The following is a 13,089-nucleotide window of genomic DNA, read 5'->3' as shown; positions in this document are numbered from 1 at the left end:
AAATTTCCACTTAAATGTACAGGAAAAATACGATATCGTGCCAAGGATGAAAATATGACTGTATATTTAGAAAATGATGAACTTAAAGTTATATTTGAAAATCCGTTAAAAGGTGTAACCCCGGGACAAGTTCTTGTATTCTATCAAGGAGATATTTGTTTAGGATCGGGAATAATAAAGTAGTTTATAATTTGAAAAATTTGCACCCTATTCTTATATATTTTGTTAATTATAATATGCTATAATTTTAATGAGGTGATTATTAATGTCTTTTAAAGAAAATCTAAAAAAATATGCAAATTTAATAATAAGAGAAGGACTTAAAATAAAGAAAGATGATCTGCTTGTAATTAGAGGTCCGGTAGAAACCTATGAGTTTATTAACTTAATTGCAGAAACTGCATTTGAAGCAGGAGCAAAAGATGTTTTTGTAAATTATTCTGACCAAAATTTAGCTAAAATAAGATACAATAATGCAAGTATTGAAACTTTAAGCGATATTCCACAATATTTTATTGATGAACAAAATGGATATATTGAAAAAAAAGCTAAATTTTTATCAATTACAGGTGATGATCCCAATTTGCTTTCTGATGTAAATCCCGAAAAAGTTAAAGCCGCTGTCAAAGCAAAGTCAATAGCCTTAAAATCTTTCAGCGAAAAAATGATGAATAGTGAATGTTCATGGTGTGTTGTAGGTGTTGCAGTTCCGAGTTGGGCTAAAGTAGTATTTCCAAACTTAAGTGAAGAAGAAGCTGTTAAAAAACTTTGGGACACAATTTTCTATACAGTTAGAGTTACGGAAGATAATCCTATATCAGCATGGGAAACTCATTCAAATAATCTAAAAAAATGGTCTGACTTCTTAAATGAAAAACAATTTGAATTTCTTGAATACCATAGTGAAAATGGTACAGACTTAAAAATAAGACTACCGGAAAATCATATATTTTCAGGTGCAAGTGAATTTAACAGGTATGGCGAAGAATTCATTGCCAATATGCCAACTGAAGAAGTATTTTCAATGCCGCATAGAGATGGTGTAAACGGAATAGTCTACAACACAAAACCTCTCAACTACAACGGAAATTTAATAGATGACTTTTATCTTAAATTTAAAGATGGAGTAGTTGTTGATTTTGATGCAAAAATCGGATATGAAACATTAAAAAATATGCTGGATTCGGATGAAGGCTCAAGAAGACTCGGAGAAGTTGCATTAGTTCCATATCACTCTCCAATTTCCAATACAAAAATTTTATTCTACAATACACTTTACGATGAAAACGCATCATGCCATTTAGCTCTTGGAAAAGCATACCCTATTTGTATTAAGGGAGGCGAATCTATGAGTACGGAAGAACTTATCAAAAATGGTGCTAATGATTCAATCATACATGTTGACTTTATGATTGGAGATAGCACAACAAATATTGTAGGAATAAGCAAAAGTGGAGAAAGAATTCAAATATTTAAAGATGGAAATTTTGTAATTTAGTTGACAAATTTTGATAATTTTTAAAACAGATAATTTATATAAAGATATAATTTTATTTAAAATCGACATTCAAAAATGTCGGTTTTTCTTTTTTCAAATATGCTGCTTATCATTTTATTTAATTATTATAATATTACTTATATTCCTTTCATTTTAACAATATATTTTTCTCTTTAATACATGGCATATGCTCAGTATTCCATATTCCTAGCTTAATGCTATCAATATAATTATTTAAAATTGATGTTGTTAAAGTTTTTAAATAAGTATATTTTCTTATTACTTTAAAATCTTTAAGCATAAATTTTATTACTATAAAAAAGAAGTTAATATACTAATATTAGTACATTAACTTCTTAATTTCATTATTTAATTGAGTTTTTCTATTTTTATTTTAGAGTCATGTCCATTCAAATCAACAGATTCTCCTTCAAAACCTTCTCTCTTTATATCTTGAGCAAGTGTTTCCGCTTTAATAAATTCTGTATAATTTGTTATTGCCTCTACTACTTCATCATCAGCTTCATAAGATATTACTATATTATCAAGCACATCAAGATCTTCAGATTTTCTAAGTTGCTGAATCTTTGAAATAAACTCACGAACATATCCTTCTTCAACTAATTCTTTTGTAAGTTCTGTATCCAGTATTACAAATAAATTATTTTCCATCATTACATCAAAGCCTTCTTTAGACTTTATTGTTATTAATACATAATCCTCTAATATCTCTGTATCTTCTCCATTTAGAACCATATTTACAGCGCCATTTTTCAAGTCTGATACAAATTTTTTCGGTTCTATTGACTTTAATACATTTCCAAACTCTTTAATTTTTGCTCCAAGAATTGAACCTGCCACTTTAAAGTTTGGCTTTAATTCATAATTCATAAATACGGATAAATCTTCTTCAAATACAACTTCTTTAACATTCAATTCTTCTTTTATTAAATCCGTTAAATCGCCTATTATTTCTTTGTATTTACCATCAATTATTACCTTTGAAAGTGGTTGGCGAACTTTTATTTTAACTTCTTCTCTTGAAGCACGACCAAGTGCCACTAGGCTTCTTACTAAATCCATTTTTTCTTCAAGTTTAGTATCAATTAATGACTCATCTGCAAGCGGATACATTTCAAGATGAACAGATTCATTTTCTGTGAGAGATTTAAAAAGCTCTTCTGCTATAAACGGAACAAAAGGTGCTATTACTTTTGTAATTCCAAGCATAACTTCATATGTTGTATTGTAAACAGCTTTTTTATCATCATCGATTTCTGTCTTCCAAAATCTTCTTCTATTTCTTCTGATATACCAGTTAGAAAAATCTTCTATTACAAAGTCTTGAATATTTCTTACAACTCTTGTAAGCTCAAATACTTCCATATCAGCCTTAACATTTAGCAAAAGATTATTATATTTTGAAAGAAGCCACTTATCTATTTCATCTCTATTCTCATAAGAAACTTTAAATTCACGCGGATCTATTTCATCTGTATTTGCATATAGACTAAAGAAATTATATATATTTCTAAGTGATCTGAAGAATTTAGATTCAGCTTCTCTTAATCCGTCTTCATCAAACTTTGTAGGTGCCCATGGTGGTGATACATACATTAAATACCAGCGAACTGTATCAGCTCCGTATTTATCAAATAATTCAAATGGTTGAACTGTATTACCTTTAGACTTACTCATTTTCTTACCGAACTTATCAAGAATTAAATCATTAACAAGTACATTCTTATAAGGAGTAACTCCTGTCATATAAGTTGAAATTGCAAGTAGTGAGTAGAACCAACCTCTTGTTTGATCTATACCTTCACAGATAAAATTTGCAGGAAATAACTCATTAAAATCATCTTTATGTTCAAATGGATAGTGCCATTGAGCAAAAGGCATAGCGCCTGAATCAAACCATACGTCAATTACATCTTTTTCTCTTGTCATAGATTTGCCGCAATGAGGACAAGTTAAATGTATATCATCAACATAAGGTCTGTGTAATTCAACAGTTTCATCTATATCTTCCACCGCTTTTTCTACAAGTTCTTTTCTCGAACCTACAGACTCAACATGACCGCATTCACATCTCCAAAGCGGAAGTGGTGTTCCCCAATATCTTGATCTTGAAATTGCCCAATCATTTAAATTTTCAAGCCAATTTCCAAATCTCTTTTCTCCTACAAATTCAGGAAACCAATTAACATCATTATTATTTTCAATTAATTTATCTTTAAACTTTGTAACTTCTATATACCAAGATGGATGTGCATAATAAATCAATGGTGTATGACATCTCCAACAATGAGGATAATTGTGTAAGAATTTTTGTTTTTTGAATAACTTATCATTATCATATAAGTAATGTATTACTTCATGATCCGCATCCATTACAAATTGTCCTTTCCAAGGAGTTTCTGTAAATTTACCTTCTTCATCTACAGGATTTAATACCGGTAAATCATATCTTCTTCCTGTTTGATAATCATCTTCTCCAAATGCAGGTGCTGTATGAACTATTCCCGTACCATCCTCAGTTGTTACATAATCCGCACAAGTTACAAAAAATGCTTTTTTATTTGTAGTTAAAAATGGTATTAACTGTTCATATTCTACAAATTCAAGCTCTTTCCCCTTCATTGTTTCAAGAATTTCATACTCTTTATCAAAGATTTTAGATGCAAGATCTTTTGCAACATAATATATTACATCTTCATACTTTACTTTTATATAATCTACATCTGCATTTACTGTAAGTGCAACATTAGACGGAAGTGTCCATGGAGTAGTTGTCCACGCAAGGAAATATTCATCTTTATTAGCTAATTTGAATTTTGCAATTACTGTTTCTGTTTTTATTTCTTCATATCCTTGAGCCACTTCATGTGATGCAAGACCTGTTCCACATCTTGGACAATATGGTAATATCTTATGCCCTTCATAAATAAGTCCATCTTCAAACATCTTATTTAGTATATACCAAACTGATTCTATATAATCATTTTCAAGTGTTATATATGGATGATCAAGATCTATAAGATATGCCATTCTCTTTGTAAGAGTTCTCCATTCACGTTCATATTCAAATACAGATTCTTTGCACATTTTATTAAAATCTGCTATACCATATTTTTCTATATCTTGTTTGTTATGAAGATCAAGTCTTTTTTCAACTTCAATTTCAACAGGAAGACCGTGTGTATCCCATCCGGCCTTTCTTTTTACCTGATAGCCGTTCATAGTTTTATATCTACAAGTTAAATCTTTTAATGTTCTAGCCATTACGTGATGTATGCCCGGACGACCGTTTGCTGTAGGAGGTCCTTCAAAAAATATATAAGGTTCATTCCCAGCTCTTGTCTCAACGGATCTGTGGAGAAGATCTATATCTTCCCAATATTTTGCTATACTTTCTTCTCTTTCTTTTACAGATTCCTTAGAAAGTGTTTTAAATACTTTCATCTTTTTCCTCCTTAAAAATAATATAAAAAAAGTCCCTTTCAAAAGAAAGGGACGAACATTGCCGCGGTACCACCCTAATTATAGATGTCTATCTCTTAAGGTCTTAAGGCGACTAACCTAAAAGCTCCAAGCTGATCTATATGCTCAATTTTATGTTCTTCCACCAAGCGAACACTCTCTAAAAATAAATATCAAGCATAACGGTCTTTTCATCGCTCCATAAACTTATCTAATGTTGCATCTTTAAACATATCTACTATTGTTTGTTGTACTTCTGCAAGTTTATTGTGAAATTTACATCCTACAAATCCACAAGGGCTGTCAGATACTCTTCCACATTCTGAATCAATACATTTATTAACTATAATCGGTCCATCTACTGCAACAATTATGTCATATAATGTAATTTCTTCCTTAGGTTTATTTAACAAGTATCCCCCTGCAGCACCTCTTTTTGCTGTAGTTATACCTGCAAGATTTAACTTTCTTAAAATTCTAAGTGTAAATCTCTCAGATATTTTCTTTTCACTTGCTATCTTAGGCGCTCCAATTACTTGTCCTTCATTTTGAGCTAAATATCCACAAATTCTAAATGCATAATCTGTTTCTTGTGTAATTCTCATACCAGATATTCCTCTCCATCCTAATCTATAATGGATACATTCTATAATATTAAATATATTACGTCAATATAAATTTTTTATCCTGTTCTCTTCTAAGTTTAACTATTACAGAATTTTCATCCAAAATTACATCTTCATAGCTGAGAGCTTGTCCTTTTTTAACATTTCTTCTAAGCCTAACATTTCCAACTATCAATCCTATCGGAAGCAAATTTTCTTTTTTCTGAATTTCTGCTTTTTCAAGTTGTCCAAAAACAGAATATCCACCTATGCCGTCAATAAAATCTCCTGCTTTCAAATCTTTTTTTGCTATTGCTATAGTTTCAGCAACAGGTGCTCCGATGCTAACAATAGATGAGTCCCTAAGAACTACAGCTCTTATAATTGAATTCGGCACTTCAATACTTGTCAAATGATAGGGTCTATATATTGCAAAATTAGGTCCGTCTCCCATTGAAAGATATTTCATTTCAGACTTTATTACATCTGATTTTGCCCTGACAATTGCAAACACTCCCGGTGCTATTCCCATCGCAAAATCAACTATTCCGTAACTATTTAACATACCGCCGTATTCTTTCAAATCAATATCTTTAGCAATTTCTTTTGGACTTGTTGTAAAGCAATGACACCCTCTTGTATCCGGAACAAAACCGGTAGCATTACAAACTGCATTAAGTTCTGTCATTGTATTTGTTCCATCAACAAATGATGTTAACATCCTTGGATTTAATCCTCTCGATATTGCTTCATCACAAAGTTCATCGGGTATTGCATAATTATTTAACTTATTATTTTTCCCTTTTCCAAGAACCAAAATATCAAAACCGGTTGTTTTTAAAAACTCGAACAGTTCTATTATAGCTCCAGGTTCATCTCCGGAAGACCCTGTATAAATTATTCCGGCTTCATCTGCTAAAATTTTTAAATATGCTCCTATAGTTGCATCCATTTCAACATTTAATGTTACAATATCTGTTTTTGATTCTATAGCCCAAAGAGAAATTTGTGCTCCGGCTTCTGTATCTCCTGTACAGTCAACAACACAGTCAGTAAATTTTGCAGGAATTTCATTATTTGTAGTAGCTATATAATATCCTTGTTCAATATATCTTAATGCCTCATCTAATTCATTTGTAATTTTTATTTTTTCTTTTAATATTCCCGCTTTATTGAAAGATTCAAGAACTGATTCTATTTTGCGTGATGATTGAACTTGCGGCATAAAATTATCTATTATTTCGAGTTGTGATACTAATGATGTACCCATAATTCCAGCCCCAACAACTCCAACTGAAATTTTACCATGCTCTTCTAAAACTTTTTTTAAATAGAACATACTGCCTCCTTATCTAAAATAAAATTATATCATATAAAATTTAGTTTTAAAAGCTACATACTTCTGGCAGCTTGCATTGCAGATGATACTGCCCATTGAATATTATATCCTCCGCACATACCATCAACATCAAGAACCTCTCCTATAACATATAGCCCGTCTAAAATTTTAGATTCAAAAGATTTTTCATCTATATCATCAGTTGCAACTCCTCCAACACTCACTTGAGAATTTTCAAATCCTCTATTACCCAAAACTTCAAATTCACTTTCAAGTAATATATTAATTAATCGCTCAAATTCAGAACTGTCTATTATGTTTAAAGACGTTTCTTTCTTCATTCCTAAGATATCTGTTATATAATATATAAATTTTTTATCTACTATTCCGCTAAGCCATCTATCTAAATCAAAATGAGAAAGCATATAATACCTATTATACAATTCATTTTTCATTAAACTTAAATCATCAACATTATTAATAATAGATAATTTTATTTTCAATCCTTTTTTATAAAAATTTACTTTTCTGGAAATATTTAATATCGGAGGACCACTTACTCCATAATCTGTAAATAAAATCTCACCGAAATCTTCTTCAACTACATTCTTACCGTTAATAAGTTTTACATTTCCAACAACTTTAACTCCGCTTAAATGCTTCAAATATTTAGAATTTAATTTTATTTGTGTAAGTGCCGGCATTATTTTTGTGATTCTATGCCCCAATTTTTCAAGTACTTTATAACTCTTACCATCTGAACCGAGATTTGGAGTTGATGATCCTCCAACTGCAAAAACTACTTTATCAGATTCATAAGAACATTCATTAGTTTTAACAACAAACTTATTTTCTTTTTCTATTGATATAACACTATTGTTGCAAAAAATCTCCACTCCTAAATCATAAAGCTCATCTAATAATTCTTTAACTACACTTTGTGCCTTTAATGTTATCGGATATACTCTATTTACATTTTCAATCGTTGTATATATTCCAATAGTATTAAGATAATTTATAAAATCTATATTTGAAAATTTTTCAATAGCATTTGAAACAAATTCTTTTTTCTCAAAATATTTATCTGAAGAAAGTTCCATATTTGTTAAATTACATCTTCCATTTCCTGTAACTAACATTTTTTTTAAAATTCTATCTTTTTTTTCAAGTATGACAACTTTATTTCCTCTTCTTGCAAGTTCTATTGCACAAAAAACTCCGGATATTCCTCCACCTATTATAATTACTTTCATAATTAAATCACTCTCTATTAAATAATCTTTTATGTAATTATATAGCAAAACATCTTTATTTTGAAATACAATTTATTTTACATCGATATTTTTAATATATTTAAAACCTGATATAGTTTTACACTTCAAACAGCTAAATTTACAGATTTTTATTAATTTATCTTATATAATTTTCTTGTTTTTAATTTACAGTAGGGTTAAAATATAATTAAGAAATTCTTTAATTTGTTATAATAAAAGATTTCTTAATAAAAAAATGAGGTGATATTTAATGACAGAAACAACCAAAAAGAAAAAAAAGAGGGCCTTTCCTAATGCCTTCACGGTACTATTTATTGTATTAATTCTTGCAGCAATACTTACATTTATAGTTCCCGCCGGACTATATCAACGTCTATCTTATGATGGAGATAGCAATGTATTTGAAGTTATCGATCAAGAAGGAAATGTTACCGAAAAACCTGCAACTGAAGATACTTTAAAAGAGCTTAACATAGCAATAGGACTCGAAAAATTTACAGGAGGAGATATTCGTAAGCCTATCGCAATTCCAGGTACTTATAAAACTATTGAACAAAATCCGCAGGGATTAACAGCATTTTTAAAATCTCCTATTGAGGGTGTTATTGATACTGTAGACATTATAATATTTATATTGATAATTGGTGGAAATATTGGTCTTCTTAACAAAACCGGAGCATTTGATGCAGGTATTGCAGCACTTTCTAAAAAAACCAAAGGTAAAGAATTTATACTAATTATAATAGTATTCTCTCTGGTAGCTCTCGGCGGTACAACCTTTGGGATGGCAGAAGAAACTATAGCATTATATCCTATTTTATTACCTATTTTTATTGCAAGCGGATATGATGCCATGGTAGCAATTGCAACAATTTATATGGCATCATCATTGGGAACAATGTTCTCAACAGTAAACCCGTTTGCCACTATAATAGCATCAACAGCAGCCGGAATTAATTTTAAACTTGGTCTTCCTATAAGATCTGTAGGTCTTGTTTTAGGTTCTATTTTAACTTTAATCTACATCTATCGCTATGCAAAGAAAGTTCAAAAAAATCCAAGTTTATCGATTATTTCCGACCAAATGCCTGAAATAAGACAAAAATTTGATTTAGATAACTTTGATTCAAACAATGCTCCTGAATTTACTCTAAAAAGAAAACTTATTCTTTTAATATTTGGTTTAGGATTCCCTGTAATGATTTGGGGAGATTATTCTCAAGGCTGGTGGTTCACTGAAATGAGCGTAATATTTATGGTAACAGCATTCTTAATTATGCTTTTATCAAATATGACTGAAGGTGAAGCAGTAAATACATTTATGAACGGAGCAGCAGATTTAATTCAAGTAGCATTAGTATGCGGTGTAGCAAGAGCTATTAATATAATTATGGATAACGGATCTATTTCAGATACAATGCTATTCTATGCTTCTAATCTTGTAAACGGTATGAATGGAATACTGTTCTCAATAGTACAAATGATTTTATTCACTTTCCTTGGAATTTTTATACCATCTTCATCAGGTCTTGCCGTATTATCAATGCCTATATTTGCTCCACTAGCAGATACTGTAAATTTAGGACGTGATGTAATTGTATCAGCATACACTTACGGTCAAGGTTGGATGGCATTCTTAACGCCTACAGGATTAATACTTCCTACATTACAAATGGTTGGTGTAACTTATGATAAATGGGTAAAATGGGTAATACCTTACATGGTACTACTTGCAATATTTGCAGCAACTATGCTTGGTGTTCAAACTATTATGTAAAAAAGCAGCCGGCTAATGCCGGCTACATCTTTTAAAATTATAAATGAGGTGGATTATGAAAGATATAGTAGAAAGATTTTTAAAATATGTTTCCTTTGAAACTACATCCGATGACAGCTCTGAAACATGTCCTTCTACAGAAAACCAATTAGTCTTGGCAAAGTACTTGGTAGAAGAGCTTACAAATATCGGAATGAAAGAAGTAACTATGGATAAAAACGGATATGTATATGCTACTTTACCTTCAAACACAAATAAAAATGTTCCGACAGTAGGATTTATTGCTCATATGGATACGGCTCCAGACTTAACAGGAAAAAATGTCAATCCTAAATTTGTTGATTATAAAGGTGGAGATATAAAACTTAATGATGAATATGTAATGACAGAAAAAGAATTTCCATTTCTCAAAAATTTAATCGGAGAAAGACTTATAACTACAGATGGAACTACACTACTTGGTGCAGATGATAAAAGTGGAATTGCAATTATAGTTTCTGCAATGGAATATTTAATTGAAAATCCATCTATAAAACACGGAACAGTTAAAGTTGGTTTTACTCCTGATGAGGAAATCGGAAGGGGAGCTAACTTATTTGATGTTAAAAATTTCGCAGCAGATTTCGCTTATACAATTGACGGCGGTCCTGTAGGCGAATTAGAATATGAAAATTTCAATGCCGCAAGTGTAGAAATTACAATAAAAGGTAAAAATGTTCATCCCGGATCTGCAAAAAATATTATGCTAAATTCATCACTTATAGGAATAGAAATAAATTCTCTTCTTCCATCAGCTCAGCGTCCTGAACATACTGAAGGTTATGAAGGATTTTTCTTATTAGATGAGTTTAACGGAACAGTTGAAGAAACAAAAATGTTCTATATAATAAGAGACCATGATATAGAATTATTTAATAAAAAGAAAGAATTAATTACAAATATCGTTGAATTTATAAACAAAAAATATGGAAATGTTGCTATAATTAATATTAGTGATTCATATTTCAATATGAAAGAAAAAATTGAACCACATATGGAAATTATAGAACTTGCATCAAAATCAATGAAAGATCTCAATATAGAACCTATTATACAACCAATTCGCGGTGGTACAGACGGAGCTACTCTTTCATATATGGGACTTCCTTGTCCCAACCTATTTGCAGGTGGATATAATTTCCACGGAAGATACGAATTTATTCCAGTATCTTCTTTAACAAAAGGAAAAGATTTAGTAATTAAAATAATTGAAAATTTGGAGGCGAAATAATGGAATATTCACAATTAGAACCAAAAAATGTATTTAAATACTTTGAAGAAATATCTCAAATCCCTAGAGGATCCGGAAATGAAAAAGCAATTTCAGATTATCTTGTAAAATTTGCAAAAGAAAGAAATTTGGAAGTTTTACAAGACGAATCATATAATGTTATAATCAGAAAACCTGCTTCTAAAGGTTATGAAAATGCAAAAGGTGTAATCTTACAAGGACATATGGATATGGTTCCTGAAAAAGGAGAAAACTCCACTCATGATTTTGAAAAAGATCCTATTGAACTTATAGTAGATGGAGATAACTTACATGCAAATGATACAACCCTTGGCGCAGACGATGGTATAGGTGTAGCAATGGCACTTGCTATACTGGACTCAGATACAATTGCTCATGCACCATTAGAAGTTCTTGTAACAGTTTCTGAAGAAACAGATTTAGGTGGTGCACAAGCTCTATCTGATAAAGTTCTTAAAGGTGATTATCTAATTAACATAGACTCTGAAGAAGAAGGGATAATGACTGTGGGCTCTGCCGGAGGAGAATTGTATATGGCATACTTCACTCCTGAACTTTCACCAACAAATGAATATAAAACTTATGAATTCAACTTCTCAGGATTTATGGGAGGTCACAGCGGTGTAGAAATTGCCAACCCTAAAGGAAACATGGTTGTTGTAATGGCAGATTTTGTAGAAAATTTAAAGGATTCTATGCTTGTTGACTTTATAGTGGGAACCAAAGATAATGCTATTCCAAGACTTGGAAAAGTTAAACTTGCTATCAAGAACACAAATGGTATTGACGAACTGATAACTTCATTAAAAGAAAAATACAGCAATATTGAAGGTGAACTTAAAATAATATACAATGAAATAGAAACACCTAGTGAAGCTCAATCAATAGAATCTACAAATAAATTTGCAAAATATTTATTATCTCTCCCAACAGGAGTAAATTCATTTACAGATGAAACAAAAACATTTGTAGCTTCATCTTCTAATCTTGCAATAGTAACTAAAAAAGATAACGGAAAATATGAAGTTTGGAATTCAATGCGATTTAATAAAGGGGATTTGATGACTGAATTTAAAAATAAATTCAATTTAATCTCAGAGGAATATAATGTAGAATATAACTATTCCAACTACTATCCTGAATGGGAATATAAAGAAGATTCCAATTTAAGAGCACTTACTATGAAGCTATATAAAGAAATGTATGGAAAAGAAATGACAATAGATATTACCCACGGAGGTCTTGAATGCGGAGTATTCTATATAAAATATAAAAACTTAGATATGATTTCAATCGGACCTGATATTTCAGGCGCACATACTCCTCAAGAAACACTTTCAATACCATCTACAAAGAGAGTATATGAATTTACCTTAGAACTTTTAAAAAACTTAAAGTAATAAAAAATACAAATAATAAAAACTCTTAATATTTAATTTATATTAAGAGTTTTTATTATGCATTTATAAGATTTAATTATTAATTTGTTAATACAGCTTATTTTTAATAATTTTAAACAAAATAAAAAAGCCTATAAACGATATTTACATATTCATTCATAGACCTTTATTCAAACCGGCAATACCTACTCTCCCGGGCCGTCGCCAGCCAAGTACCATCGGCGTATTGAGCCTTAACTTCTGTGTTCGGTATGGTTACAGGTGTTTCCCTCTTACTTTCGTTACCGGATACCATTTAACTACAAATCTTTCTTCTCTCTTGGTCAAGTCTTCGACCTATTAGTACTCTTTAGCTTAAAACATTGCTGCTCTTACACCTTGAGCCTATCTACCTCGTTTTCTTCAAGGGGTCTTATCTTTTC

Annotated in this window: 9 protein-coding genes and 1 rRNA gene; 5 read left to right on the top strand and 5 right to left on the bottom strand. The window is 30.6% G+C overall.

Annotated features, from left to right (window positions below; translation table 11 throughout):
• Window positions 1–183 (top strand): aminomethyltransferase beta-barrel domain-containing protein (locus tag HMPREF0629_RS04080; RefSeq protein WP_039856603.1); only part of this gene is annotated, 183 nt, incomplete at its 5' end.
• Window positions 184–265: 82 nt separating this feature from the next.
• Window positions 266–1,498, top strand: a complete 1,233-nt coding sequence (locus HMPREF0629_RS04075) for an aminopeptidase (protein ID WP_009222090.1) — start codon at window positions 266–268, stop codon at window positions 1,496–1,498.
• A 369-nt stretch (window positions 1,499–1,867) separates the two neighbouring features.
• Here HMPREF0629_RS04075 and ileS read toward each other — a convergent pair whose 3' ends face one another.
• The 4 genes from ileS to HMPREF0629_RS04055 all read right to left on the bottom strand — a co-directional run bounded on the left by ileS (window position 1,868) and on the right by HMPREF0629_RS04055 (window position 8,178).
• Window positions 1,868–4,963 (bottom strand): isoleucine--tRNA ligase, encoded by a 3,096-nt coding sequence (gene ileS, locus HMPREF0629_RS04070; RefSeq protein ID WP_009222088.1) that lies wholly within the window; start codon window positions 4,961–4,963, stop codon window positions 1,868–1,870.
• Window positions 4,964–5,172: 209 nt separating this feature from the next.
• A complete protein-coding gene (locus HMPREF0629_RS04065) occupies window positions 5,173–5,586 on the bottom strand; it encodes an Rrf2 family transcriptional regulator (protein WP_009222087.1) in 414 nt (137 codons plus the stop codon).
• 58 nt (window positions 5,587–5,644) lie between these two features.
• A complete protein-coding gene (locus HMPREF0629_RS04060) occupies window positions 5,645–6,925 on the bottom strand; it encodes an NAD(P)H-dependent oxidoreductase (RefSeq protein ID WP_009222086.1) in 1,281 nt (426 codons plus the stop codon).
• A 53-nt stretch (window positions 6,926–6,978) separates the two neighbouring features.
• Window positions 6,979–8,178, bottom strand: coding sequence for an aminoacetone oxidase family FAD-binding enzyme (locus HMPREF0629_RS04055; RefSeq protein WP_039856601.1), 1,200 nt, complete (start codon window positions 8,176–8,178; stop codon window positions 6,979–6,981).
• 271 nt (window positions 8,179–8,449) lie between these two features.
• On the opposite strand from HMPREF0629_RS04055, the gene HMPREF0629_RS04050 reads away from it, so the two are divergent.
• From HMPREF0629_RS04050 to HMPREF0629_RS04040, 3 genes are read left to right on the top strand one after another with little or no spacing between them, the layout of a single operon-like run.
• Entirely contained in the window at window positions 8,450–9,976 is a 1,527-nt protein-coding gene (locus tag HMPREF0629_RS04050) for a YfcC family protein (protein WP_009222084.1), read from the top strand.
• Window positions 9,977–10,031: 55 nt separating this feature from the next.
• On the top strand, window positions 10,032–11,246 hold the full coding sequence (gene pepT / locus HMPREF0629_RS04045; RefSeq protein ID WP_009222083.1) for a peptidase T: 1,215 nt from the start codon (window positions 10,032–10,034) through the stop codon (window positions 11,244–11,246).
• Window positions 11,246–12,667, top strand: a complete 1,422-nt coding sequence (locus HMPREF0629_RS04040; RefSeq protein ID WP_009222082.1) for an aminoacyl-histidine dipeptidase — start codon at window positions 11,246–11,248, stop codon at window positions 12,665–12,667. The genes pepT and HMPREF0629_RS04040 overlap by 1 nt, the downstream gene beginning before the upstream one ends.
• Window positions 12,668–12,840: 173 nt before the next feature.
• Here the strand turns inward: HMPREF0629_RS04040 and rrf are convergent.
• A 5S ribosomal RNA gene (gene rrf, locus HMPREF0629_RS04035) occupies window positions 12,841–12,956 on the bottom strand.
• Between the last annotated feature and the right edge of the window lie 133 nt (window positions 12,957–13,089).

The sequence above is a fragment of the Peptoniphilus sp. oral taxon 386 str. F0131 genome, assembly GCF_000090945.1.
In the GTDB taxonomy this organism is placed as follows: domain Bacteria; phylum Bacillota; class Clostridia; order Tissierellales; family Peptoniphilaceae; genus Anaerosphaera; species Anaerosphaera mikwangii.
The sequence above is the reverse complement of the archived record's forward strand: the minus strand, read 5'-3'. Positions and strand labels throughout refer to the sequence as shown.